At 70.7% G+C, this 25197-nt stretch carries 18 protein-coding genes and 1 pseudogene; 16 read left to right on the top strand and 3 right to left on the bottom strand.

The window, feature by feature from the left end:
* Positions 1-6: 6 nt before the first annotated feature.
* The 11 genes and pseudogenes from nuoE (at position 7) to recQ (ending at position 15246) form a co-directional block, all read left to right on the top strand.
* The gene (nuoE, locus tag AS594_RS15045) at positions 7-831 is read left to right on the top strand and encodes an NADH-quinone oxidoreductase subunit NuoE (RefSeq protein ID WP_420877787.1); all 825 of its coding nucleotides are present in this window, start codon (positions 7-9) and stop codon (positions 829-831) included.
* Positions 828-2189 carry an NADH-quinone oxidoreductase subunit NuoF gene (gene nuoF, locus AS594_RS15040; protein ID WP_176733126.1) on the top strand — a complete coding sequence of 454 codons (1362 nt, stop codon included), beginning with the start codon at positions 828-830 and terminating at the stop codon, positions 2187-2189. The genes nuoE and nuoF overlap by 4 nt, the downstream gene beginning before the upstream one ends.
* Positions 2186-4693 carry an NADH-quinone oxidoreductase subunit G gene (locus tag AS594_RS15035; protein WP_069927521.1) on the top strand — a complete coding sequence of 836 codons (2508 nt, stop codon included), beginning with the start codon at positions 2186-2188 and terminating at the stop codon, positions 4691-4693. Before nuoF ends, AS594_RS15035 begins: the two co-directional genes overlap by 4 nt.
* Before the next feature lie 5 nt (positions 4694-4698).
* A complete protein-coding gene (gene nuoH, locus AS594_RS15030; RefSeq protein WP_069933912.1) occupies positions 4699-6051 on the top strand; it encodes an NADH-quinone oxidoreductase subunit NuoH in 1353 nt (450 codons plus the stop codon).
* Positions 6044-6694: an NADH-quinone oxidoreductase subunit NuoI gene (gene nuoI / locus AS594_RS15025; protein WP_069927520.1), complete on the top strand. Its 651-nt coding sequence runs from the start codon at positions 6044-6046 to the stop codon at positions 6692-6694. Before nuoH ends, nuoI begins: the two co-directional genes overlap by 8 nt.
* Positions 6691-7560, top strand: coding sequence for an NADH-quinone oxidoreductase subunit J (locus AS594_RS15020; RefSeq protein ID WP_069927519.1), 870 nt, complete (start codon positions 6691-6693; stop codon positions 7558-7560). The genes nuoI and AS594_RS15020 overlap by 4 nt, the downstream gene beginning before the upstream one ends.
* Positions 7557-7856, top strand: coding sequence for an NADH-quinone oxidoreductase subunit NuoK (gene nuoK / locus AS594_RS15015; RefSeq protein ID WP_069927518.1), 300 nt, complete (start codon positions 7557-7559; stop codon positions 7854-7856). Before AS594_RS15020 ends, nuoK begins: the two co-directional genes overlap by 4 nt.
* A gap of 15 nt (positions 7857-7871) precedes the next feature.
* Positions 7872-9812, top strand: coding sequence for an NADH-quinone oxidoreductase subunit L (gene nuoL / locus AS594_RS15010; protein WP_069932859.1), 1941 nt, complete (start codon positions 7872-7874; stop codon positions 9810-9812).
* 5 nt (positions 9813-9817) lie between these two features.
* A pseudogene (locus AS594_RS15005) lies at positions 9818-11394 on the top strand (NADH-quinone oxidoreductase subunit M).
* Positions 11391-13046 (top strand): NADH-quinone oxidoreductase subunit NuoN, encoded by a 1656-nt coding sequence (gene nuoN / locus AS594_RS15000; protein WP_069927515.1) that lies wholly within the window; start codon positions 11391-11393, stop codon positions 13044-13046. Before AS594_RS15005 ends, nuoN begins: the two are co-directional and overlap by 4 nt.
* Before the next feature lie 139 nt (positions 13047-13185).
* Positions 13186-15246: a DNA helicase RecQ gene (gene recQ / locus AS594_RS14995; protein ID WP_069927514.1), complete on the top strand. Its 2061-nt coding sequence runs from the start codon at positions 13186-13188 to the stop codon at positions 15244-15246.
* A gap of 175 nt (positions 15247-15421) precedes the next feature.
* On the opposite strand, the gene fahA is transcribed toward recQ, so the two are convergent.
* A complete protein-coding gene (gene fahA, locus AS594_RS14990) occupies positions 15422-16648 on the bottom strand; it encodes a fumarylacetoacetase (protein WP_069927513.1) in 1227 nt (408 codons plus the stop codon).
* A gap of 553 nt (positions 16649-17201) precedes the next feature.
* Here fahA and AS594_RS14985 point away from each other — a divergent pair.
* The 5 genes from AS594_RS14985 (at position 17202) to AS594_RS14965 (ending at position 22723) form a co-directional block, all read left to right on the top strand.
* On the top strand, positions 17202-18212 hold the full coding sequence (locus tag AS594_RS14985) for a polyprenyl synthetase family protein (RefSeq protein ID WP_069927512.1): 1011 nt from the start codon (positions 17202-17204) through the stop codon (positions 18210-18212).
* Positions 18213-18332: 120 nt separating this feature from the next.
* Positions 18333-19307 carry a CHRD domain-containing protein gene (locus tag AS594_RS14980; RefSeq protein ID WP_176733127.1) on the top strand — a complete coding sequence of 325 codons (975 nt, stop codon included), beginning with the start codon at positions 18333-18335 and terminating at the stop codon, positions 19305-19307.
* Between the two features lie 232 nt (positions 19308-19539).
* Entirely contained in the window at positions 19540-20796 is a 1257-nt protein-coding gene (locus AS594_RS14975; protein WP_069927511.1) for a LolA family protein, read from the top strand.
* A 90-nt stretch (positions 20797-20886) separates the two neighbouring features.
* Positions 20887-21831 carry an ABC transporter ATP-binding protein gene (locus AS594_RS14970; protein ID WP_069933914.1) on the top strand — a complete coding sequence of 315 codons (945 nt, stop codon included), beginning with the start codon at positions 20887-20889 and terminating at the stop codon, positions 21829-21831.
* Positions 21818-22723 carry an ABC transporter permease gene (locus AS594_RS14965; RefSeq protein ID WP_069927510.1) on the top strand — a complete coding sequence of 302 codons (906 nt, stop codon included), beginning with the start codon at positions 21818-21820 and terminating at the stop codon, positions 22721-22723. The genes AS594_RS14970 and AS594_RS14965 overlap by 14 nt, the downstream gene beginning before the upstream one ends.
* Positions 22724-22883: 160 nt before the next feature.
* Here AS594_RS14965 and AS594_RS14960 read toward each other — a convergent pair whose 3' ends face one another.
* The gene (locus tag AS594_RS14960; protein WP_069927509.1) at positions 22884-24251 is read right to left on the bottom strand and encodes a M28 family metallopeptidase; all 1368 of its coding nucleotides are present in this window, start codon (positions 24249-24251) and stop codon (positions 22884-22886) included.
* A gap of 174 nt (positions 24252-24425) precedes the next feature.
* Positions 24426-24944, bottom strand: coding sequence for a hypothetical protein (locus tag AS594_RS14955; protein WP_069927508.1), 519 nt, complete (start codon positions 24942-24944; stop codon positions 24426-24428).
* Positions 24945-25197: the final 253 nt, after the last annotated feature.

The raw sequence follows: 25197 nt of genomic DNA, 5'->3' as shown, positions 1-25197 counted from the left end.
CTGGGGATGCCGCAGCTCCCCGCTCCCGACTACCCGGCCGACGTACGCGCCCGGCTCGACGCGGACGCCAAGGAGGTTGTCGCCCGCTACCCCGACAGCAGGTCCGCCCTGCTGCCGCTGCTGCACCTCGTGCAGTCGCAGGAGGGGTACGTCACCCGCACCGGCGTCCGGTTCTGCGCCGAGACGCTCGGCCTGACCACCGCCGAGGTCACCGCGGTCTCCACCTTCTACTCGATGTACCGGCGCAAGCCGGGCGGCGACTACCAGGTGGGCGTCTGCACCAACACGCTGTGCGCGGTGATGGGCGGCGACGCCATCTTCGACGAGCTGAAGCAGCACCTCGGCGTCGGCAACAACGAGACGACCGAGGACGGCAAGGTCACCCTCGAACACATCGAGTGCAACGCGGCCTGCGACTTCGCGCCCGTGGTGATGGTCAACTGGGAGTTCTTCGACGACCAGACGCCCGAGTCCGCCAAGCGTCTCGTCGACGACCTGCGGGAAGGGCGGCCCGTGCGGCCCACCCGCGGCGCGCCGCTGTGCACGTACAAGGAGACCGCCCGGATCCTGGCCGGCTTCCCCGACGAGCGCCCCGGCGCCGTGGGGGCGACCGGCGGCGCCGGGCCCGCCTCGCTCATCGGCCTCAAGCTCGCCAAGGGCGAGGCGCCGCAGCACCGCGTGGTCCACCCGCGCGGAGAGGCCCAGCAGCAGGACGGGCCGCCGCACGATCCTTCGCCGTCCGAGCACCTCAGCTCGCACGACGCTCCGCAGCAGACCTCGGCGTCCGACCCCGCTCACCCGGCCGGACCGGAAACCGAGGAGGGGGAGTGATGACCTTGGCAGCCGAGATCAACGAGACCAGCCCGGAAAAGCTGCTCTCACCCGTCCTGTCGGCGTTCTGGGACGAGCCCGAGTCCTGGACCCTGGACACCTACCGGCGGCACGAGGGGTACGAGGGCCTGCGCAAGGCCCTCGCCATGTCGCCGGACGACCTCATCGCGTACGTCAAGGACTCCGGTCTGCGCGGCCGCGGCGGCGCCGGCTTCCCCACCGGCATGAAGTGGCAGTTCATCCCGCAGGGCGACGGCAAGCCGCACTATCTCGTGGTCAACGCCGACGAGTCGGAGCCGGGGACCTGCAAGGACATCCCGCTCCTCTTCGCGAACCCGCATTCCCTCATCGAGGGCATCGTGATCGCCTGTTACGCGATCCGGTCGAGCCACGCGTTCATCTACCTGCGCGGCGAAGTCGTCCCCGTACTGCGCAGGCTGCACGAGGCCGTACGGGAGGCATACGCGGCGGGCTTCCTCGGCGAGAACATCCTCGGCAGCGGTCTCGACCTCGAACTGACCGTGCACGCGGGCGCCGGCGCGTACATCTGCGGTGAGGAGACCGCGCTGCTCGACTCGCTCGAAGGCCGGCGCGGCCAGCCCCGGCTGCGTCCCCCCTTCCCTGCCGTCGCGGGTCTTTACGCGTGTCCGACTGTTGTCAACAACGTCGAGTCCATCGCGTCCGTTCCCGCGATCCTGAACAAGGGCAAGGACTGGTTCCGCTCGATGGGCAGCGAGAAGTCCCCGGGCTTCACGCTGTACTCGCTGAGCGGCCACGTCACCAGCCCCGGCCAGTACGAGGCCCCGCTCGGCATCACGCTGCGCCAGCTGCTCGACATGAGCGGCGGCATCCGCGCCGGACACCGGCTGAAGTTCTGGACCCCCGGCGGCTCCTCGACGCCGATGTTCACCGACGAGCACCTCGACGTACCCCTCGACTACGAGGGCGTCGGCGCGGCGGGCTCGATGCTCGGCACCAAGGCGCTTCAGTGCTTCGACGAGACGACGTGCGTGGTGCGGGCGGTGACCCGCTGGACCGAGTTCTACGCCCACGAGTCCTGCGGCAAGTGCACGCCCTGCCGCGAAGGGACGTACTGGCTCGTGCAGCTGCTGCGTGACATCGAGGCCGGCAAGGGCCGCATGAGCGATCTCGACAAGCTGAACGACATCGCCGACAACATCAACGGCAAGTCGTTCTGCGCGCTCGGCGACGGCGCCGCGTCCCCGATCTTCTCGTCGCTCAAGTACTTCCGGGCGGAGTACGAACAGCACATCACCGGCAAGGGCTGCCCCTTCGACCCGGCCAAGTCGACCGTCTGGGCCGACAAGCCCGCCCACCCCACGGAGGTGAACGCATGACCGTCACGACAAGTGCTCCCTCCGGAGGCGGCGAGGCGGCGGTCCCGCCCGAAGATCTCGTCTCCCTGACGATCGACGGCATCGAGATCTCCGTCCCCAAGGGGACGCTGGTCATCCGGGCCGCCGAACTGCTCGGCATCGAGATCCCGCGCTTCTGCGACCACCCGCTCCTCGACCCGGCCGGCGCCTGCCGCCAGTGCATCGTCGAGGTGGAGGGCCAGCGCAAGCCCATGGCGTCGTGCACCATCACCTGCACCGACGGCATGGTGGTCAAGTCCCAGCTCTCCTCGCCGGTCGCCGAGAAGGCGCAGCGCGGTGTGATGGAACTGCTGCTGATCAACCACCCGCTGGACTGCCCGGTCTGCGACAAGGGCGGCGAGTGCCCGCTCCAGAACCAGGCGATGTCCCACGGCGACGCGGAGTCCCGCTTCGAAGGCAAGAAGCGGACGTTCGAGAAGCCCGTCCCGATCTCCACGCAGGTGCTGCTGGACCGCGAGCGGTGCGTGCTGTGCGCGCGCTGCACCCGCTTCTCCAACCAGATCGCGGGCGACCCGATGATCGAGCTGCTGGAGCGCGGCGCGCTCCAGCAGGTCGGCACCGGCGAGGGTGACCCCTTCCAGTCGTACTTCTCCGGGAACACCATCCAGATCTGCCCGGTGGGCGCGCTAACCTCGGCGGCGTACCGCTTCCGGTCGCGGCCCTTCGACCTCGTGTCCTCGCCGTCGGTCTGCGAGCACTGCGCGGGCGGCTGCGCGACCCGCACCGACCACCGGCGCGGCAAGGTCATGCGGCGCATGGCGGCCGACGACCCCGAGGTCAACGAGGAGTGGATCTGCGACAAGGGGCGCTTCGGCTTCCGCTACGCGCAGCGCCCCGACCGGCTCACCACTCCGCTCGTCCGCAACGAGGCGGGCGTACTGGAGCCGGCGAGCTGGCCCGAGGCGCTCGAAGCGGCGGCCCGGGGGCTCTCGGCGGCGCGCGGGCGGGCCGGTGTCCTGACCGGCGGCCGGCTCACCGTCGAGGACGCGTACGCCTACGCCAAGTTCGCCCGCGTCGCCCTGGACACCAACGACATCGACTTCCGCGCGCGCGTGCACAGCGGCGAGGAGGCCGACTTCCTGGCGTCGCGGGTCGCCGGACGCGGACGCGACCTCGACGGCAGCGGCGTCACGTACAGGGCGCTGGAGAAGGCGCCCGCCGTACTGCTCGCCGGCATCGAGTCCGAGGAGGAGGCCCCCGGCGTCTTCCTGCGGCTGCGCAAGGCCCACCGCAAGCACGGGCAGCGCACGTTCGCCGTCGCGACGCACGCGACCCGCGGCCTGACGAAGGCGGGCGGCACGCTGCTTCCCGCCGCGCCCGGCACCGAACCGGAGTGGCTCGACGCGATCGCGGGCAATACGGGACTCGACGCCGAAGGGCTCGTGGCCGCCGAGGTGCTGCGCGCCGACGGCGCGGTGATCGTCGTCGGCGAGCGGCTGGCCGCCGTGCCCGGCGCGTACACGGCCGCTGTCCGGGCCGCCACCGCGACCGGCGCCTCCCTGGTGTGGATCCCGCGCCGGGCCGGTGAGCGCGGGGCCGTCGAGGCGGGCGCGTTGCCCGCGCTGCTGCCCGGTGGCCGCCCGGCCACCGACCCGCGCGCGCGGGACGAGGTGGCGGCGGTCTGGCGGGTGGCCGAACTGCCGAGCCGTTACGGGCGCGACACCGGCCAGATCATCGAGGCGGCGGCCACCGGCGAGATCGCCGCGCTGCTCGTGGCGGGCGTCGAGGTCGCGGACCTCCCCGACCCGGTACGCGCGCGCGAAGCCCTCGGCCAGGCCGGTTTCATCGTCTCCCTGGAGCTGCGGCCCAGCGAGGTGACGGACCGGGCCGACGTCGTCCTTCCGGTCGCCGCCGTCGCGGAGAAGTCCGGCACCTTCCTCAACTGGGAGGGCAGGGCGCGCATGTTCGAGGCGGCCCTCAAGCCCGACCAGATGACGCGCACGCTCGCCCCCGAGGACGCGCGGGTCCTGCACATGCTGGCCGACGCCCTTGACGTGCACTTCGCGCTGCCGGACGTACGGGCCGTACGCCGCGAGATGGACCGGCTCGGCGCCTGGGGCGGGGCGCACGCCACCGACCCCGCCGAGTCCGCCCAGCCGCTGCCGCGTCCCGGCGCCGGCGAGGCCGTGCTCGCGGGGCACCGGCTGCTGCTCGACCAGGGCCGGCTCCAGGACGGCGACGAGGCGCTCGCCGGCACCCGGCACGCGGCCGTCGCCCGGCTCTCCGCCACCACCGCGGCGGGCACCGGCGTCAAGGACGGCGACCTGCTGGCCGTCACCGGCCCCGCCGGAACGGTCGAACTGCCGCTCCAGGTTACGGCGATGCCCGACCGCGTCGTGTGGCTGCCGCTGAACTCGACGGGCGGCGGCGTCGCCACCGACACCGGCGCGGTACCCGGACAGGTCGTCCGCATCGGCCCGGCCGCCGCCACCGCCACCAGCGACGTACCGGAGGTGACCGCGTGAACACGATGCTTCTCGCGGCCGAGGACCTGTCCATGTTCGGGCGCGACCCGTGGTGGCTCGTCGCGGTCAAGGCCGTCTTCTGCTTCGCCTTCCTGATGATCACCGTGCTCTTCTCCATCGTGTGGGAGCGCAAGGTCGTCGCCTGGATGCAGCTGCGCATCGGCCCCAACCGGCACGGTCCGTGGGGCCTCCTCCAGTCCCTCGCGGACGGCGTCAAGCTGATGCTCAAGGAGGACGTGATCGTCAAGCGGGCGGACAAGGTGGTTTACATCCTTGCCCCGGTCGTCGCGGCGATCCCAGCCTTCATGGCCATCGCGGTCATCCCGTTCGGCCCGGCCGGCAACGAGATCTCGATCTTCGGGCAGCGCACCACGATGCAGCTGACCGACCTGCCGATCGCGATGCTCTACATCCTCGCGATCGCCTCGGTCGGTATCTACGGCATCGTGCTCGCGGGCTGGTCCTCGGGGTCGACGTACCCGCTGCTCGGCGGCCTGCGCTCCTGCGCGCAGATGATCTCGTACGAGATCGCCATGGGCGCGGCCTTCGCCTCGGTGTTCCTCTACTCCGGGTCGATGTCGACCTCGGCGATCGTCGAGGCGCAGCAGGACCGCTGGTTCATCATCCTGCTGCCGGTGTCCTTCATCATCTACGTCGTCACGATGGTGGGCGAGACGAACCGCGCCCCCTTCGACATGCCGGAGTCCGAGGGCGACCTGGTCGGCGGCTTCAACACCGAGTACTCGTCGATCAAGTTCGCGCTGTTCATGCTGGCGGAATACGTCAACATGGTCACCGTCTCGGCGGTCTCGGTCACCCTCTTCCTGGGCGGCTGGCGGGCCCCGTATCCGATCAGCACCTTCTGGGAGGGCGCGAACCACGGCTGGTGGCCGATGCTCTGGTTCGTCGTCAAGGTCCAGCTGCTGCTGTTCTTCTTCATCTGGCTGCGCGGCACGCTGCCGCGCGTGCGCTACGACCAGCTGATGAAGCTCGGCTGGAAGGTCCTGATCCCGGTCTCGGTGGTCTGGCTGATGCTGGTCGCCACGGTGCGCGCGATGCGTAACGAGAACGTGGAATTCCAGAACATCGTGCTCTACGTCGCCGGGGCGATCGTCGCGATCCTGCTCCTGTCCTTCGTCGCCGACATCTTCCGCGACAAGAAGGAGAAGGAGAAGGCGGCGCGGGACGGGGAGGAACCACCCGCTTTCGACCCGATGGCGGGCGGATTCCCGGTGCCCCCGCTGCCCGGCCAGGAGTTGCCACCCGTGCCCCGCAGGCGACCGCGCCACGAGCGCGAGCTGATTGTCAGTGGTGGGCCGGACACTAAGAGTGACGGTAAGGAGGCCGACGATGCCTGACACCCCAAAGCCGGGGGAAGCCCCCCGGACGCCCTGGCAGAACCCGGTGGCCGGCTTCGGCGTGACCTTCAAGGCCATGTTCAAGAAGCGGCTGACCGAGCAGTACCCGGAGCAGCAGAAGACGACGGCGCCGCGCTTCCACGGCCGGCACCAGCTCAACCGCCATCCGGACGGTCTGGAGAAGTGCATCGGGTGCGAGCTGTGCGCCTGGGCCTGTCCGGCCGACGCGATCTATGTGGAGGGCGCGGAGAACACCGAGGAGGAGCGTTACTCCCCGGGTGAGCGGTACGGCCGCGTCTACCAGATCAACTACGCCCGGTGCATCCTGTGCGGCCTGTGCATCGAGGCGTGCCCCACGCGCGCGCTGACGATGACGAACGAGTTCGAACTGGCCGACAGCAGCCGCGAGTCGCTCATCTACACCAAGGAGCAGCTCCTCGCCGGTCTGGAGGAGGGCATGGTCGAGGCGCCGCACTCGGTCTTCCCCGGCATGGACGAGCAGGACTACTACCGGGGCCTGGTGACCGAGGCCGCGCCGGGCACGGAGCGGCAGGTGGCGCACAGCAAGGGCGAGCGGCCCCAGGAGGCCGCGTCGACCTTCGGTGAGGACGAGCCGACCACGGAGAAGGTGATCGGGGCATGAACGCTCTCGCCGCCTCCGCCACTTCGACCGGCGAGGCCGTGCAGTTCTGGGTGCTCGGTACGGTCGCCGTCGTCGGGGCACTGTGCACCATCCTGATGAAGAAGGCGGTGCACAGCGCGCTGTGCCTGGCCGGGACCATGATCGTCCTGGCGGTCTTCTACCTCGCCAACGGCGCGTACTTCCTCGGTGTCGTCCAGATCGTCGTCTACACCGGCGCGATCATGATGCTGTTCCTCTTCGTGGTCATGCTCGTCGGTGTCACGGCCGCCGACTCCCTGAAGGAGACCCTCAAGGGGCAGCGCTGGCTGGCCGCCGGCTGCGGCCTCGGGTTCGGGATCCTGCTGATGGCCGGGATCGGACAGGCATCGCTGTCCACCTTCAACGGGCTGGGCCGGGCGAACGCCGCGAGCGGCGGAAACGTCGAGGGCCTGGCCGAACTCATCTTCACCAAGTACGTCTTCGCCTTCGAGCTCACCGGCGCCCTGCTCATCACGGCGACCGTCGGCGCGATGGTGCTCACGCACCGCGAGCGCACCGAGCGCGCCATGACGCAGCGGGAGATGTCCGAGGAGCGCGTGCGCGGCAAGCACCTGCCGCCGCTGCCCGCACCCGGTGTGTACGCCCGGCACAACGCGGTGGACATCGCCGGTCTGCTGCCGGACGGCACCCCGTCCGAGCTCACCGTCAACAAGACGCTGCGCGGGCGCGGTCAGATCCGCGACGTGTCGAGCGAGGCGATGGCCGACCTCAAGGCGCTGGAGCAGCGCTCCGAGGAGCGGCTCGGCCGCGAGAACGGCCGCGAGAACGGCCGGGAGAACGGCCGGGAGAACGGCCGGGACCAGGACGAATCGGAGGTCGCCAAGTGAATCCGGTCAACTACCTGTATCTCGCGGCGCTGTTGTTCACCATCGGCGCCGCGGGTGTGCTGATCCGGCGGAACGCGATCGTCGTCTTCATGTGCGTCGAGCTGATGCTCAACGCCTGCAACCTCGCGTTCGTCGCCTTCTCCCGGATGCACGGCAATCTCGACGGCCAGATCATCGCGTTCTTCACGATGGTCGTCGCCGCGGCGGAGGTCGTGGTGGGTCTGGCGATCATCGTGTCGCTGTTCCGGTCCCGCCACTCGGCCTCGGTCGACGACGCCAGCCTGATGAAGCTGTAAGGGGTCGCAAGAATCGTGGAGAACTTGATTGCGCTGCTCGTCGCAGCGCCTTTGCTCGGAGCGGCGGTCCTGCTGTGCGGCGGGCGGCGGCTCGACCGTGTCGGCCACTGGATCGGCACAGCGCTCGCGGCGGCCTCGTTCGTGCTCGGCGTGGTGCTGTTCGGCGCGATGCTGGGATACGACGTCGAGGCGCGGACCATGCGTCAGCACCTCTACACCTGGGTGCCCGTGGAGGGCTTCCAGGGGGACATCGCGTTCCAGCTCGACCAGCTGTCGATGACGTTCGTGCTGCTGATCACGGGTGTGGGCACGCTGATCCACCTGTACTCGGTCGGCTACATGGAGCACGACGAGCGCCGGCGCCGCTTCTTCGGCTACCTGAACCTCTTCCTCGCGGCGATGCTCCTGCTGGTCGTCGCCGACAACTACCTGCTGCTGTACTTCGGGTGGGAGGGCGTCGGCCTGGCGTCGTACCTGCTCATCGGCTTCTGGCAGCACAAGCCCAGCGCGGCGACGGCGGCCAAGAAGGCGTTCATCGTCAACCGCGTCGGTGACATCGGCCTGTCCATCGCCATCATGCTGATGTTCACCACCTTCGGCACCTTCGCCTTCGGGCCGGTCCTCGGGGCGACCGGGGACGCGACCGAGGGCAAGATGACGGCCATCGGGCTGATGCTGCTGCTGGCCGCGTGCGGCAAGTCGGCGCAGGTGCCGCTCCAGTCGTGGCTCGGTGACGCGATGGAGGGCCCGACCCCGGTCTCCGCCCTCATCCACGCCGCCACCATGGTGACCGCCGGCGTCTACCTCATCACCCGGTCCGGCGCGATCTTCAACGCCGCTCCCGACGCCCAGACGGCGGTCGTGGTGGTCGGCGCGGTCACGCTCCTCTTCGGTGCGATCGTCGGTTGCGCGAAGGACGACATCAAGAAGGCGCTGGCCGGCTCGACGATGTCGCAGATCGGCTACATGATCCTCGCGGCGGGCCTCGGCCCCATCGGCTACGCCTTCGCGATCATGCACCTGGTGACGCACGGCTTCTTCAAGGCGGGCCTCTTCCTCGGCGCCGGTTCGGTCATGCACGGCATGAACGACGAGGTCGACATGAGGAAGTACGGCGGCCTGCGGAAGTACATGCCGGTGACCTTCGTGACGTTCGGGCTCGGCTACCTCGCCATCATCGGCTTCCCCGGACTGTCGGGCTTCTTCTCCAAGGACAAGATCATCGAGGCGGCCTTCGCCTCGGGCGGCACGCAGGGCTGGATCCTCGGCACGGTGACGCTGCTGGGCGCGGGCATCACGGCGTACTACATGACGCGCGTGATGATCCTGACGTTCTTCGGCGAGAAGCGCTGGCAGCCCGCCCCCGACCCGGACAAGGTGCCCGGCGTCGAGCCCGGTGTCGAGGTCACGCCCGGCGAGATGCCCCATCCGCACGAGTCGCCCAAGTCGATGACGATCCCGATGATCGTGCTCGCCTTCGGGTCGGTCTTCGCGGGAGGGTTCTTCAGCATCGGCGACCGGTTCGTCAACTGGCTGGAGCCGGTGACGCAGTTCGAGCACCCGCACCCGCCGATCAGCGTCCCGGTCATCACGGGCATGACGGTCGCCGTGCTGCTGGCCGGCGTGGCCATCGCGTACCTCCAGTACGGACGCGGGCCCGTCCCGGTCGTCGCCCCGCGCGGCTCGCTGCTGACCCGCGCCGCCCGGCGCGACCTCCTCCAGGACGACTTCAACCACGTGGTCCTGGTCCGCGGCGGCGAGCACCTCACCCGCTCGCTGGTGTACGTCGACCACACCCTGGTCGACGGAGTGGTCAACGGAACGGCGGCCTCCGTCGGCGGGCTCTCCGGCCGCCTGCGCAAGCTCCAGAACGGCTACGCCCGCTCGTACGCGGTCTCGATGTTCGGTGGTACGGCGATCCTCATTGCCGCGACCCTGCTGATGAGGGCGGTCTGATCACGATGTCCTTTCCCCTGCTCACAGCGACGGCGGTGCTCCCGGCGGTCGGCGCGATCCTGACCGCCGCCGTGCCCGCCGCGCGCCGCACGGTCGCCAAGTGGCTGGCGCTGCTGTTCTCGCTCGCCACGCTGGTCCTGGCGGCCGTCATGTTCATCCGCTTCGAGCCCGGCGGCGACCGCTACCAGCTCACCGAATCCCACGCCTGGATCCCCGACTTCGGGTCAGGTACGAACTGGGCGTGGACGGCATCGCCGTCGCGCTGATCGCGCTCACGGCGCTGCTGATCCCCTTCATCATCCTGGCGGGCTGGCACGACGCCGACCCCCTGGAGACCAAGAGCTCCCGCTGGCGCCCGACCCAGGGCTTCTTCGCCCTGATCCTGATGGTCGAAGCGATGGTGATCCTCTCCTTCGAGGCCACCGACGTCTTCCTCTTCTACATCTTCTTCGAAGCCATGCTCATCCCGATGTACTTCCTCATCGGCGGCTTCGGGGACCGGGCGCACGCGGGCACCGACGCGGCGGCGGCCACCCAGCGCTCGTACGCCGCCGTGAAGTTCCTCCTCTACAACCTGGCCGGCGGGCTCATCATGCTGGCCGCCGTCGTCGGGCTGTACGTGGTCGCCGGAAGCTTCTCGCTCGCCGAGATCGCCGAGGCGCGGGCGAGCGGCGAGCTGGAGATGGCGACCAACACGGAGCGGCTGCTCTTCCTCGGCTTCTTCTTCGCGTTCGCGGTGAAGGCGCCGCTGTGGCCGCTGCACACCTGGCTGCCCAACGCCATGGGTGAGGCGACCGCCCCCGTCGCCGTGCTGATCACGGCGGTCGTCGACAAGGTCGGCACCTTCGCGATGCTGCGCTTCTGCCTCCAGCTCTTCCCGGAGGCCAGCAAGTGGGCCACGCCCGTGATCATCGTGCTGGCGCTGGTCAGCATCATCTACGGCGCCCTGCTGGCGGTCGGCCAGCGAGACATCAAGCGGCTGATCGCGTACGCCTCGATCTCGCACTTCGGCTTCATCGTGCTCGGCATCTTCGCGATGACGAGCCAGGGCCAGTCGGGCGCGACGCTCTACATGGTCAACCACGGGATCTCGACGGCCGCGCTGATGCTGGTGGCCGGCTTCCTGATCACCCGGCGCGGGTCGCGGCTCATCGCCGACTACGGCGGGGTGCAGAAGGTCGCCCCGGTGCTCGCCGGGACGTTTCTGGTCGGCAGCCTGGCGACACTTTCGCTGCCGGGCCTCGCGCCGTTCGTCAGTGAATTCCTGGTACTGGTCGGGGCGTTCGCGGCGTACCCGGTGGCCGGGGTCGTCGCCACGGTCGGCATCGTCCTCGCCGCGCTCTACACACTCGTCCTCTACCAGCGGACGATGACCGGCCCCGTGCGGTCCGAGGTGCGGGCCATGCCCGACCTCAAGGCCCGTGAGCTGGTGGTCGTCGCCCCGCTGATCGCGCTGCTGCTGCTCCTCGGCGTATTTCCCAAGCCGCTGACGGACGTCGTCAACCCGGCCGTGAAGCACACCATGTCCGACGTCCGCAAGACGGACCCCACCCCCGAGATTGAGGCGGAGGCGGCCAAGTGAGCGCATCAGCTGTCCACAGCCTGTGGACGACGGTCGCGGCGCCGAGCGCCGAGGGCGGTTTCACGGCCCCGCACATCGAGTACGCCCAGCTGTCGCCGACGCTCATTGTCGTGGGCGCCGCCGTCGTCGGCGTACTCCTCGAAGCCTTCGTGCCGCGCAGGGCCCGGTACTACGCGCAGCTGTTCCTGTCGGTCGTCGCCGTCACCGCCGCCTTCGCGGCCGTCGTGGCGCTCGCGGCCGGCGGGTACGGCACGACGAAGGCGCAGATCGCGGCGGAGGGCGCCATCGCGGTCGACGGCCCGGCGCTCTTCCTCCAGGGCACGATCCTGCTGGCCTCGCTGGTCGCCGTGTTCACGTTCGCCGAGCGCAGGCTCGACCCGGACGCGCACGGCAACCGCGTCGACTCGTTCGCCGCGCAGGCCGCGTCCGTACCGGGCAGCGAGAGCGAGAAGGCGGCGGTGAAGGCCGGGTTCACCACCACCGAGGTCTTCCCGCTCATGCTCTTCGCGGTGGCCGGAATGCTCGTCTTCCCGGCGGCCAACGACCTGCTGACGCTCTTCGTGGCGCTGGAGGTCTTCTCGCTCCCGCTGTACCTGCTGTGCGCCGTCGCCCGCCGCAAGCGGCTGATGTCGCAGGAAGCCGCGGTGAAGTACTTCCTGCTGGGCGCCTTCTCGTCGGCGTTCCTGCTCTTCGGCATCGCGCTGATGTACGGGTACGCGGGCTCGGTCTCGTACGCCAGGATCGCGAGCGTCGTCGACGGGACGGTCAAGCAGATCGACCCGGCGCTGGCCGACACCATGGGCAACGACGCGCTGCTGCTGATCGGCGGCGCGATGATCCTGATGGGTCTGCTCTTCAAGGTCGGCGCGGTCCCGTTCCACATGTGGACTCCGGACGTCTACCAGGGCGCTCCGACGCCGGTCACCGGCTTCATGGCCGCCGCGACCAAGGTGGCCGCCTTCGGCGCCATGCTGCGGCTGCTGTACGTCGTACTGCCGGGCCTGCGGTGGGACTGGCGGCCGGTGATGTGGGCCATCGCGATCGTCACCATGCTGGGCGGCGCGATCGTCGCGATCACCCAGACGGACATCAAGCGGCTGCTGGCGTACTCGTCGATCGCGCACGCCGGATTCATCCTGGCCGGTGTGATCGCGACCAGGCCCTCGGGCATCTCGTCCGTCCTCTTCTACCTGCTGGCGTACTCCTTCGTGACGATCGGCGCCTTCGCCGTGGTCACGCTGGTGCGGGACGCGGGCGGCGAGGCGACGCACCTGTCGAAGTGGGCGGGGCTGGGGCGGCGCTCGCCGCTGGTGGCCGCCGTCTTCGCGGTGTTCCTGCTGGCCTTCGCCGGAATCCCGCTGACATCCGGCTTCGCGGGGAAGTTCGCGGTCTTCAAGGCGGCGGCCGAGGGCGGGGCCGGGGCGCTGGTCGTGGTCGGTGTGATCTCGTCCGCGATCGCCGCGTTCTTCTACATCCGGGTGATCGTCCTGATGTTCTTCAGCGAGCCGAAGCCGGAGGGCCCGACGGTCGCCGTGCCGTCGCCGCTGACGATGGTGGCGATCGGGACGGGCGTCGTGGTGACGCTGGTGCTCGGTGTGGCGCCGCAGTACTTCCTTGATCTGGCCGGCCAGGCGGGAGTCTTCGTCCGCTGACCGTACGGCCTGTCCCATCCGCGCGACCGCCGCCCGGCGCCCTCCTCGTAGGGGTGCCGGGCGGCTGCTTTCGGGCGGGAGTGTCAGTGGGTGCCCCTATCGTGGGGAGCCGGGCACGGTACGTACGGGGGACAGGGCGATGGACGGGACAGGTGGCATGGTCGAGGCGGTCGAGGCCGGTGCGGTGACGCGGAGCGACGCCCTGGAGACGCTGCACCGCGTCTTCGGGTACGACGCGTTCCGCGGCGAGCAGGCGGCCGTCATCGAGCACGTGGTGGCCGGCGGGGACGCGGTCGTCCTGATGCCGACCGGCGGCGGAAAGTCGCTGTGCTACCAGATCCCGGCGCTGGTCAGACCCGGTACGGGCATCGTGATCTCCCCGCTCATCGCGCTCATGCAGGACCAGGTCGACGCGCTGCGGGCGCTCGGCGTGCGGGCCGGGTTCATCAACTCCACGCAGGACTTCGGCGAGCGGCGCGCGATGGAGGCGGAGTTCCTGGCGGGAGAGCTGGACCTGCTCTACCTGGCGCCGGAGCGGCTGCGCCTGGACGCGACACTCGATCTGCTGTCCCGGGCCAAGATCTCGGTCTTCGCGATCGACGAGGCGCACTGCGTGGCCCAGTGGGGCCACGACTTCCGGCCGGACTACCTGACCCTTTCCGTGCTGGGGCAGCGGTGGCCCGAGGTGCCGAGGATCGCGCTCACGGCGACCGCGACGGACGCCACGCACCGCGAGATCACGCAGCGGCTCGGGATGCCGGAGGCCCGGCACTTCGTCGCGAGCTTCGACCGGCCCAACATCCAGTACCGCATCGTGCCGAAGGCGGACCCGAAGAAGCAGCTGCTCTCGTTCCTGCGTGAGGAGCACGCGGGGGACGCGGGGATCGTCTACTGCCTCTCGCGCAATTCCGTGGACAAGACGGCGGAGTTCCTCTGCCGCAACGGCATCGAGGCCGTGCCGTACCACGCGGGACTCGACGGGGGGACGCGCGCGGCGCACCAGTCCCGCTTCCTGCGGGAGGAGGGGCTGGTCGTGGTGGCGACGATCGCCTTCGGCATGGGCATCGACAAGCCCGACGTGCGGTTCGTGGCACACCTGGACCTCCCGAAGTCGGTCGAGGGCTACTACCAGGAGACGGGCCGCGCCGGGCGCGACGGGATGCCGTCGACGGCGTGGATGGCGTACGGCCTCCAGGATGTGGTGCAGCAGCGGAAGATGATCCAGAGCCGGGAGGGCGACGAGGCGTTCCGGCGTCGCGCGGCGTCCCATCTGGACGCGATGCTCGCGCTCTGCGAGACCGCGCAGTGCCGGCGGGCGCAGCTCCTCGCCTACTTCGGGCAGGAACCCGGTGCGCCGTCCTGCGGCAACTGCGACACGTGCCTGACGCCGCCCGAGACGTGGGACGGGACGGTGCCGGCGCAGAAGGTCCTGTCCACGGTGGTGCGGTTGCAGCGGGAGCGCCGGCAGAAGTTCGGGGCGGGCCAGATCATCGACATCCTGCTGGGCCGCAAGACCGCGAAGGTGATCCAGTTCGACCACGACCAGCTCTCCGTGTTCGGCATCGGCGAGGAGCTGGCCGAGGCGGAGTGGCGGGGCGTCGTGCGGCAGCTGCTGGCGCAGGGGCTGCTGGCGGTCGAAGGCGAGTACGGCACGCTCGTCATGACCGAGGAGAGCGCGGCGGTGCTGAGCAGGGAGCGGGAGGTGCGGCTGCGCAAGGAGGCGAAGGCGGTGCCGGCCGCCCGGGCCGCGAAGGGGGAGCGGAAGGCGAAGGCGGCGGCGGCCAAGGCGGACCTGCCGGCGGAGGCGGTACCGGTCTTCGAAGCGCTGCGGGCGTGGCGGGCGGACCAGGCGCGGGAGCAGGGCGTACCGGCGTACGTCATCTTCCATGACGCGACGCTGCGGGAGATCGCCACGGTGCGGCCGGGGTCGGTGGCGGAGCTGGGGGGCGTCGCCGGGCTCGGCGAGAAGAAGCTGGCCACGTACGGGGAGGGCGTGCTCGGGGTGCTGGCGTCGCTGGGCGGAGCGGAGGCGGGGGACGCGGGGGCTGTGGCGGCGCCGGTCGCCCCGGCGGGCCCGGTGGCTGTGGCGGCCTCCGGGACCGCCGGGCAGGCCGGACCGGCGGCCCCGGCCGCGCCGACCGCTGACGCGGGGGCGGAATGGGACTGGGACGCGGAGCCGGACTGGGACGAGCCGGAGTAGACCGGCGCGCCGGGTCCTCGGACGACGCCGGACGAGAGCGGGGGCCCGGTCCGGCGTCGGGCCGGGTGCTGCGCGGCACCCGTCCACCCGCTCCCGTCCACCCGCCACCGCCCGACCGGCACCGCCCACCGGCACCCACCCGCCCCGCCCCACCGGCGCGTGGCAGGCGGAAGGGCTAGATGGCTGGGGTGATCCGGCCCGTTACCTCGCCCAGGCCGACCCTCGTCCCGTGCGGACCCGGCGCCCACGCCGTCATCGTCACCTCGTCGCCGTCCTCCAGGAAGGTCCGCTTGCCGGTGGTGAGTTCGATCGGGTCGCGGCCGTTCCAAGTGAGTTCCAGGAGGGAGCCCCGCTGGTTCACCTCGGGGCCGCTGACCGTCCCGGAGCCGAAGAGGTCGCCCGTACGCAGCGACGCTCCGTTCGCCGTCATCTGCGCCAGCTGCTGCGCCGCCGTCCAGTACATCGTGGAGAACGGGGGAGCCGAGACCACCTCGCCGTTGATCTTCACCTCGATGCGCACGTCGTAGCCGCCGGGCTCCTCCTCGTGGGAGTCGTCGAGGTAGGGGAGGAGGGGGAAGTCCCGGGCCGGCGGCGCCACCTGAGCCGCGTCAAGGGCTTCGAGCGGCGTCACCCACGCCGACACCGACGTGGCGAAGGACTTGCCGAGGAAGGGGCCGAGGGGGACGTACTCCCACGCCTGGATGTCCCGGGCCGACCAGTCGTTGAGCAGGAACAGTCCGAAGACGTGCTCCCGGAAGTCGGTGAGCGGGACCGGGGTGCCGTGGGCCGAAGGGGTGCCGACGACGAAGCCGACCTCCGCCTCGATGTCGAGCTTGACGGAAGGGCCGAAGGCCGGGGCCGGGTCGGCGGGGGCCTTGCGCTGGCCGCTGGGGCGCACCACATCCGTACCGGACACCACGACCGTGCCGGCCCGGCCGTGGTAACCGATGGGCAGGTGCTTCCAGTTGGGGGTGAGCGCGTCGCCGTCGGGCCGGAAGATCCGGCCGACGTTCGTGGCGTGGTGCTCGCTCGCGTAGAAGTCGACGTAGTCGGCCACGTCGTACGGAAGGTGCAGTGTGACGCCCGTGACGGGATGCAGCAGGGGCTCGATGTCGGCGCGGTGGGCCGGGCTCGTCACCCACGCGGTGAGCGCCCGGCGTACATCGCGCCAAGCGGTACGCCCCGCCGCGAGGAGCGGGTTGAGCGACGGCTGGGCGAGCAGCGCGGCGTACGGAGAGCCCAGGGCGAGCGCCGCCGCCCCCGCGTCCAGCACATGGCCGCCGATACGGACACCGACCCGGCGGCGCTCTGGCTCGTCCGGGGTGGAGAAGACGCCGTAGGGGAGGTTGTGCGGGCCGAAGAGGTCGCCTTCGGCCAGGTCGAGCGGGCTCTGCTCGGGCATCGGTGCTGCCTCGCTTTCCAGGTCGTGGAAGACAACACGTTACGTGGCCGCTGCCTGCGACGGCAGTGCCCAAAGAGTGTGCGATGTCCGGGAAAGCCCTGGTCCGCTCGGGGCTGTCGGGGCCGGTCTCCGTCCGGCCTCATCCGCCCCCGGTCCGCAGACGGCGGCACCACCGCGCCGGCTCGGTCGGGGCGGCGCCGACAGGCCGGACGGCGCCATCGGGCCGCAGAGGCTGTCCGCGGAGGGCATGATCGTCTCTGGGGGCGGTCCGGTGGCCGTTTCGGGGCGCTCGGCGGGCCGTTCGGGGTGTCGGGCCGGGTGCTGGACCGGTGCCGGAGTCGGTGCCGGACAGGGTGCTGGACACGACTCAGGGCAAAGCGTGTGTTCCTGCTGGTTTTCGGCGAGAAGGGTGGATACCGGCGCCCTTCGGACTGTGCTCGGGGCGACGGGAAGGCGCTCACTGTGATCGAAACGCGACCGGATACGCTGACTTGAGTGAAGACAGCGACACATCGACAATCCGTGTGATCGTCAGCAGACAGGAGTGACCCTCGTGACCGTCGTCGGGCCGTTCGGACTGAGCGTGCGGGACCAGGCTCTTGAGACCGATGTCCAGGCCGGGCTGGCAGCCGTCGAGGAGGGACTCCTCGACGCTACCAAGAGCGACGTCCCCTTCATCACGGAGGCCGCCCAGCATCTGGTCCGGGCCGGGGGCAAGCGGTTCCGGCCGCTGCTGGTCATGCTGGCCGCGCAGTTCGGTGACCCCCACGCGCCGGGCATCGTGCCCTCCGCCGTGGTCGTGGAACTGACGCATCTGGCGACGCTGTACCACGACGACGTGATGGACGAGGCGGACGTACGCCGCGGGGTCGCCAGCGCCAATGCCCGCTGGGGCAACTCGGTCGCGGTCCTCACCGGCGACTTCCTCTTCGCGCGGGCCTCGCACATCCTGGCGGACCTCGGGCCCGAGGCCGTACGGATCCAGGCGGAGGCGTTCGAACGTCTGGTCACCGGCCAGATCCTGGAGACGGCCGGCCCGCGCGAGGGCCAGGAGCCTGTCGGGCACTACCTGGATGTCATCGCGGGCAAGACCGGCTCGCTGATCGCGGTCTCGGGGCGTTTCGGTGCGCTGATGTCCGGCGCCGACGAGCGGGTCGTCGACATCCTCACCCAGTACGGGGAGCGCCTCGGCACCGCCTTCCAGCTGGCCGACGACGTACTCGACATCGCCAGCGACAGCCACGAGTCCGGCAAGACCCCGGGGACGGACCTGCGCGAGGGCATTCCCACGCTTCCGGTGCTGCTGTTGCGCGCACAGGCCGCCGAGCACGGGCGTCCGGAAGATCTCGAACTGTGCGCGCTGCTGGACGGGGACCTCTCGGACGACGCCCGGCTCGCCGAGGTGCTGCGCCGGCTGCGCGCGCACCCGGCGCTGGAGCAGGCGCGGCGGGACACTGTCCAGTACGCCGAGGCCGCCAGGGCGTCGCTCGCGCCGCTGCCGGAGTGCTACGCGAAGTCGGCTCTGGAGGAGCTGTGCGACGCGGTGGTGCATCGCGCGGGTTAGTGGCTCAAGTGTGACCCAGGTCACATGGTCGCGTTGAGTGTGGACGCGGATCCTCTGCGTACTCATGCCCGGACGCCGGCGCAGCAGGGCGACGGCGCCGGAACGGGGAGATTTCCGGGCATGAGCGGTATCGCGAGGACTCACATTCGCCGGCGCGGCAGCGTCGTCATCGCCATCACCGCGGTCGCGGCAGCGGCGGGCGTCGCGCTCGCCGGGGCGCCGGCCGTCGCCGATGACGGCGGTGGGAGCGGCGGCGGCAGCGGGAGCGGCGCGTCGTACTTCGTCGCCAGCCTGAACGCCGCCAACGAGGTGCCGGTCCCGGGTGGCCCCGCCGCCGGTGACCAGGACGCCGCCGCGTTGCAGTTCGTCGAGGTCAAGGGCGCCACGGTGACCTTCGCCGTGAAGTGGAGCGGCACCGGCAAGCCGACCGCGCTCCACATCCACCAGGGTGGCAAGGGCGTCAACGGCGGCGTCAGGATCGACCTCACCCCGCGGCTCGACAAGGGCAGGGGCAAGGGCGCGGCGCGGACCGCCACCGGGTCGGTCGAGGTCGCGGACGCGGCGGTGCTCAAGGAGTTCACGTCGAACCCGGCCGGCTTCTACACCAACCTGCACACCGCCGATTTCCCGGGCGGCGCGGTGCGCGGCCAGTTCCACCGGGTCACCCACGGCTTCGACGTCGACCGCGCGCTGCGCAGCTTCCAGGCGCCGGTCCTCAAGGGCAGGCAGATCTATGCGTGCGTGGAGGGGGCGGACGGCAAGCGCGCGTTCCAGCAGAGCGACGTACGGGCCGTACTCGCCGGCGGCATCGACCACTCCTTCGTACGGCCCAACTCCGGTACGCCGCAGTGGATCGCGCCCGATCGCAGCGCGGTCACCGGCTCGCTCATCAGCAGGAGCCCCAACGGCGCGGGCAACATCCCCGAACTCGACCTCAGGGCCGAGCAGTCCGGCAAGAAGCGCGGGCTGCTGGCGCGGACCACCGAGATCCTGCGCCTGAACACGGTGGGCGGCGTGGCGCCGGCCGGGAGCTGCGAGGAGGGGTCGGTCGCGGCCGTTCCGTACCAGGCGGACTACGTCTTCATCCAGGGCTAGCCACAACTACGTGCAAGGGGCACTCGGCGTCTTCCCTCTCTGGCGGGGGAGGCGCCGGCGCCGTATGTCATCCCCGAGCAGTAGATGGAGTTGATCCCGGGGTCTGACGCTTCCAGCCCGCCGGTTTGGTCTGATGGAGACCACCACTCCACACCAATTCGGGTGAGAATGGCGGCGCGGGGTGGACGAGTGCAACTGGACGACGGCCGCCAACCACGGAGGTAGGGCACACATGGCACCGAACGACAGCGCACAGACCACCGAGGGCAAGGACTTCACCGCGAACCGCCGCAAGGCCGCGCGCTACGTCGTCCCTGTCGCGGTGGCGGGGGTGGCGGCGGCGACCATCGGGCTCGTCCCGGCGCTCGCCGACTCCTCTGACCCCGACCTTCCGAAGATCACCGCTCAGCAGCTGATCGAGAAGATCGCGGCGTCGGACACGCAGCGGCTCTCCGGCACCGTGAAGATCAGCACCGACCTGGGCATTCCCTCGCTCGGCGGCATCGCCGGCAGCCTGGCGCCCGAGGGCGGGACCGGCGGCGAGGGTTCCGCCGCTGATCCGCAGGCCAAGCTGATGGAACTCGCCTCCGGTACGCACACGCTGCGCGTCGCGGCCGACGGCCCGGACCGCCAGCGCCTCTCGATCATGGGCAAGGCGGCGGAGTACAGCCTGATCCACAACGCCGGTGAGGTCTGGGCGTACGACAGCGCCTCGAACGAGGCATTCCACGCCAAGGCGCCGGAGGGCGCCGGGGATTCCGGCAAGGGCTCGGGCAAGGACTCCGGTCGGCACGAGCAGCTGCCCGAGGGCCTCCCGACGACCCCCAAGGGTCTGGCCGAAGAGGCGCTGAAGGCCGCGGACGAGACCACGTCGGTGACGGTCGACGGTACGGCGCAGGTCGCGGGCCGGGACGCGTACCAGCTGCTCATCAAGCCCAAGCAGTCCGGTTCGACGATCGGGGCCATCCGGATCGCGGTCGACGCCGAGCACGGCGTACCGCTCAAGTTCACGCTCACGCCGAGCAGCGGCGGCAAGGCCGCGATCGACGCGGGCTTCACGAAGGTCGACTTCGGGAAGCCGTCCGCGGACACCTTCGAGTTCAGCCCGCCCAAGGGCGTGAAGGTGACCGAGGCCGACGAGCTGGACTCCCCCGAGAAGGAGTTCAAGGGGCACGGGAAGGACTTCAAGGGCCAGGAGGACCTGAAGGACTTCGAGGGGCTCAACGTGATCGGCGAGGGCTGGACCTCGGTCGCCGAGATCTCGTCCCCCGGCGGCGAAGCCGGGGTCAAGGCGCCGGAGAAGGGCGAACTGCCGCCGGAGGCCGAGCAGTTCATGGACGCCCTGGGTGACAAGGTGTCCGGCGAGTTCGGCTCGGGCACGGTGTTCAAGACCCGCCTCGTCAACGCGCTGATGACGGACGACGGCAAGGTGTACGTCGGCGCGGTCACCAAGGAAGCACTGGTCAAGGCCGCGAACGCGGCCGGCTGAGCAGGCAACGGCCGAGCAGGTAACGGCTGAGCAAGTAAACGGCGAGCAGGTAGCGGACGAGCGAGCAGGTACGGGACGGGGGTGTCCGCCGTGGAGAGTGAGGCCGTCATCGCCACACGTGGGCTCACGAAACGCTTCCGCGGCGGGCAGCTCGCCGTCGACGGCCTCGATCTCACCGTGCCCGCCGGCAGTGTCTTCGGCTTCCTCGGGCCCAACGGCTCGGGGAAGACGACCACCATCCGGATGCTGATGGGGCTGATCGAACCGACCTCGGGTACGGCGACCCTGCTCGGCCGGCCCGTTCCGCGCGCCGCCCGCGCCGTCCTGCCGCAGGTGGGCGCGCTCATCGAGGGGCCGGCGCTGTACGGGTTCCTGTCGGGCCGCGACAACCTGATCCGTTACGACGCGGCCGACCCGGCGGCCGATCCGCGCACCCGCCGCGCGCGCGTCGCGGCCGCGCTGGACCGGGTGGGTTTGACGGCGGCCGGCGGCAAGAAGGCCAAGGCGTACTCGCTCGGGATGAAGCAGCGGCTCGGGCTCGCGTCCGCGCTTCTCCAGCCGCGCAAGCTGCTCGTGCTCGACGAGCCGACGAACGGTCTCGACCCGCAGGGCATGCGCGAGATCCGCTCGCTGGTGCGTGAGCTGGCGGCGGAGGGTACGACGATCTTCCTCTCCTCGCACCTGCTCGACGAGATCGAGCAGGTGTGCACGCACGCGGCGGTGATGGCCCGGGGGCGGCTCGTCGTCCAGGGCACCGTCGCCGAGCTGGCGGCAGGGGCGCGTGGGCGGCTCGCCGTCACCACACCGGACACGGCGGACGCCACGCGGGTGCTCAAGGAGCTGGGCGTCACTGGCCTCGATGTCACGCGGGAGCGGGTCACCGGGGAACTGCCGCCGGGAGACACGGACCTGGCGGACCTCAACACCGCACTCGTGCGGGACGGAGTACGGGTGAGGTCCTTCGGCGTCGAACGGGCCTCGCTGGAGGACGCGTTCGTGGCACTGACGGGGGACGGTTTCGATGTCGCGGGCTGAACCGGAAGTGCGGCCGCGGCCGGAGGAGAGTGCGCGGGGCCGCAGCCCACTGTGGACCCTCGGCCTCTTCCGGTCCGAGCTGACCCTCACGTTCCGGCGCTGGCGCACGCTCGCGCTGCTGGGGGTGCTGGCGGCCGTACCCGTACTCATCGCCATCGCCGTGAAGACCGGGGCGGGCGACGGTTCGCCGTCCGGTGGCGGCGGAGGCGGAGGCGCCGCGGGCCCGGCCTTCCTCACCCAGGTCACCGGCAACGGGCTCTTCCTGGTCTTCGCGGCCCTGGCCGCGACCCTCCCCGTCTTCCTGCCCATGACCGTCGGCGTCGTCGCCGGCGACGCGGTGGCGGGCGAGGCGAACGCGGGCACGCTGCGCTATCTGCTGGTCGCGCCGGCCGGCCGGACCCGGCTGCTGCTCGCCAAGTTCGCTTCCACGATGGTCTTCTGCCTGGTGGCGACCCTGGTCGTGGCGGTATCGGCGGTGGTCACGGGGGCCGTGCTGTTCCCGCTGGGCGACGTCACGACGATCTCCGGTACGCGCATCGGGTTCGGTGACGGCCTGCTTCGGGCCCTGCTGATCGCGGTGGTCGTGGCGGCTTCGCTGGTCGGGATAGCGGCGATCGGCCTGTTCCTCTCGACTCTCACCAACAGCGGCATCGCGGCGATGGCGGCGACGGTCGGGCTGCTGATCACGGTGCAGATCGTGAACGCGATCCCGCAACTGGACGCGCTGCACCCGTACCTCTTCCCGAACCACTGGCTGTCCTTCGCCGACCTGCTGCGCGAGCCGGTCCCCTGGGACGGCGTGATCGACAATCTCCGGCTCCAGGCGCTGTACGCGGCGGTGTTCGGCTCCGCCGCCTGGGCGCGCTTCACGACGAAGGACATCACGGCCTGAGAGACGGCGCCGTACGGCCCGGCCCCCGCCGGGGCCGGGCCGTACAGGTGGGGTTCACGAGCCGTGCGGCCGCGGCGGACCAGCCGCGGCGCCGGGGATCACAAGGGACTGCCGGGGATCACCGGCGGTGCCGCCGGGCATCACAGGCGACTGCCGGGGATCAGAAGGTGAGCTTCCAGCTGTCGATGTAACCGGTGTCCTGCGCGGCGATGTCCTGGACCCTCAGCTTCCAGACGCCGTTGGCCACCTCGCTCGACGCGTCCACCGTGTAGGTGGCGATCACGTTGTCGGCTGAGTCGCTGCCGCTGGAGCTCTTGAGCCGGTAGGCCGTCCCGTCGGGCGCGACCAGGTCGACGACCAGGTCACCGCGCCAGGTGTGCTTGATGTCCACGCCCACGCCGAGCGTGGCCGGGGCGTTGCCGGTACGGCCCGCGACGGTGACGGAGGAGGTGACAGCGGCGCCGTTGTCCGGGACGGCGACGTCGGCGGTGTTCTCGTACACGTCGCCGGGCGGGACGACCGGCCCGCTGCCCAGCGTCCAGATGGCGTGGGCGATGGCGTCGCTGTTGCGGTCCAGGGCGGTGTCGTTGATGTTCGCCGTGGTGTCGCAGGACGAGTGGTAGCAGCGGTCGAAGGCAGTGCCCGCGGTGCCGCCCCACTTCTGGACCTGGGCGCTGGTCTTCGTACGGCTGGCACCCGTGAAGAGGCCGCCGACCGGTATGCCCACGTTCTTGAAGCTGGCGTGGTCGGAACGTCCGTCGCCCTCGGTCTCGATCTCGGTCGGGACGCCGATGCCCGCGTAGTAGTCCTTGAAGGTCTTCTCGATGGCGGGGTCGTCGTCATAGACGAAGTAACCCGGGTTCGGCGAGCCGATCATGTCGAAGTTGAGGTAGCCGGAGAACTTCGAACGCTCCGTGGTCGGAAGGCTGTTGACGTACGCCTTCGAGCCGACGAGGCCCAGTTCCTCCGCGCCCCACCAGCCGAACCGCAGGTGCTTCGTCGGCTTGAGCTGGGCGCGGGAGACGGCGAGCGCGGTCTCCAGGACGCCGGCGGAGCCGGACCCGTTGTCGTTGATGCCGGGGCCGGAGGAGACCGAGTCGAGGTGCGCGCCGGCCATCAGGATCTGGTTCGGGTCGCCGCCCGGCCAGTCGGCGATCAGGTTGTAGCCGGTCGCGCCGCTGGAGGTGAACGTCGTGACGGTGGTGGTGAATCCGGCGGCGTCCAGCTTGGCCTTCAGATAGTCGATGGACGCCTTGTAACCGGGGCGGCCGTGCGCCCGGTTGCCGCCGTTGGCGGTGGCTATCGACTGGAGCTGGGTGAGATGCGCCTTGACGTTGGCGAGGGGTATGTCGGGGGCGGCGAGTGCGGCGGCCCGGGTGGTCGGGGCGGTCGGGGCGGCTGACGCGGCGGGCGCGGTGGCGGCGACCAGGCCGGTGAGGGCGAGGGCGACTGCCGCGGTACTGCCGGCGGCGGCCGTGCGTCTGCGGGTGGAGAGGCGCGAGAGGCCGGCGAAAGTGGAGAGGTTCATGTGGGGGCTCCGGATTCCGTACGGGGACAGACGGAACGTGCGAGACGCCCCGTGCCGCGGTGAGCGGCGCGGGGCGTTGGAGCTGGTGGTGCATGAGCCGTGCATGGCGTTGCATGGGCTGTGCGTGCTGCATGTTCTGGGAGAGCTTGACTCTGCGTCAAGAGCGGAAACCGGTCACCGGTGTTCGGATGCCGGACGGCGGTACGCGAGGTACGCGAGCCCGCCGTGCGTGGCCGCGCCCCGGTCGACGGCGAAGAAGATCGAGTCCGCGCGAGTGGTGAAGGGGAAGGTCTTCGCGTGTGGCGTGTCGCCGCAGTCGAGGCGCCGCCGGGTCTCGGCGCTGCCCGAGGTGACGGTGAGGGTCACCGAGCCCCGGCCCGCGCAGGCGGCCTCGACGGCAAGGCGGGTGCCGGGTTCGATCTGGCTCTGGTTGTCGGAGCCGTCGATACCGCCGGCCGCCGACAGTACGAACGTGCCCGCGTCGGAGAGCGCGTCGGAATCGGTCAGGGCCGCCGTTGCCGCGTCACTGAGTTGCTGCTCGCTGGGCGGGCCGGGCTCGTGAGTCTTGCGGGGCAGGGTGCTCACCGCCCTGGGAGGTGACTCCGGCGCTGATGGTGTGGTGCAGGCGGCCGTGCCGGCGAGAAAGGTGAACGCGGCGAGTGCCGCGCCGGCCGGGCGTACAGCGTTCTTCATGTGTCCCCCGTCGGTCGGTCCGGTCAAGGCACCATGGCGCCATGCGGGGCGCGCCGCCCCCCACTTGAGCCAAGTCAGAGCTTCGGTGGGCGCGCGATTCCGTGGGGCGCGGATTCGGTGGGCGCGCAAAGCGGTGGGCGCGGATTCGACGGAGGCCGATCCGTCGCCCTCGGGCGGGTCCGGCTGTCCCCGTCGTACGGATCGTCCGGATGCCGGACGGCGACCGGATCCCGTCATGCCGGTCGGCCCGGAA

This window comes from Streptomyces agglomeratus, assembly GCF_001746415.1.
GTDB classification, from domain to species: domain Bacteria; phylum Actinomycetota; class Actinomycetes; order Streptomycetales; family Streptomycetaceae; genus Streptomyces; species Streptomyces agglomeratus.
Note: the sequence above shows the minus strand (reverse complement) of the source record. Positions and strands in the feature narration are given on the sequence as shown.

Excerpts from the sequence above, each read along its gene's own strand:
- nuoE (WP_420877787.1), top strand. The coding sequence starts at position 7 with ATGCCGCAGCTCCCCGCTCCCGACTACCCGGCCGACGTACGCGCCCGG.
- AS594_RS15035 (WP_069927521.1), top strand. The coding sequence starts at position 2,186 with ATGACCGTCACGACAAGTGCTCCCTCCGGAGGCGGCGAGGCGGCGGTC.
- nuoH (WP_069933912.1), top strand. The coding sequence starts at position 4,699 with ATGCTTCTCGCGGCCGAGGACCTGTCCATGTTCGGGCGCGACCCGTGG.
- nuoI (WP_069927520.1), top strand. The coding sequence starts at position 6,044 with ATGCCTGACACCCCAAAGCCGGGGGAAGCCCCCCGGACGCCCTGGCAG.
- AS594_RS15020 (WP_069927519.1), top strand. The coding sequence starts at position 6,691 with ATGAACGCTCTCGCCGCCTCCGCCACTTCGACCGGCGAGGCCGTGCAG.
- recQ (WP_069927514.1), top strand. The coding sequence starts at position 13,186 with ATGGACGGGACAGGTGGCATGGTCGAGGCGGTCGAGGCCGGTGCGGTG.
- fahA (WP_069927513.1), bottom strand. The coding sequence starts at position 16,648 with ATGCCCGAGCAGAGCCCGCTCGACCTGGCCGAAGGCGACCTCTTCGGC.
- AS594_RS14980 (WP_176733127.1), top strand. The coding sequence starts at position 18,333 with ATGAGCGGTATCGCGAGGACTCACATTCGCCGGCGCGGCAGCGTCGTC.
- AS594_RS14975 (WP_069927511.1), top strand. The coding sequence starts at position 19,540 with ATGGCACCGAACGACAGCGCACAGACCACCGAGGGCAAGGACTTCACC.
- AS594_RS14965 (WP_069927510.1), top strand. The coding sequence starts at position 21,818 with ATGTCGCGGGCTGAACCGGAAGTGCGGCCGCGGCCGGAGGAGAGTGCG.
- AS594_RS14960 (WP_069927509.1), bottom strand. The coding sequence starts at position 24,251 with ATGAACCTCTCCACTTTCGCCGGCCTCTCGCGCCTCTCCACCCGCAGA.
- AS594_RS14955 (WP_069927508.1), bottom strand. The coding sequence starts at position 24,944 with ATGAAGAACGCTGTACGCCCGGCCGGCGCGGCACTCGCCGCGTTCACC.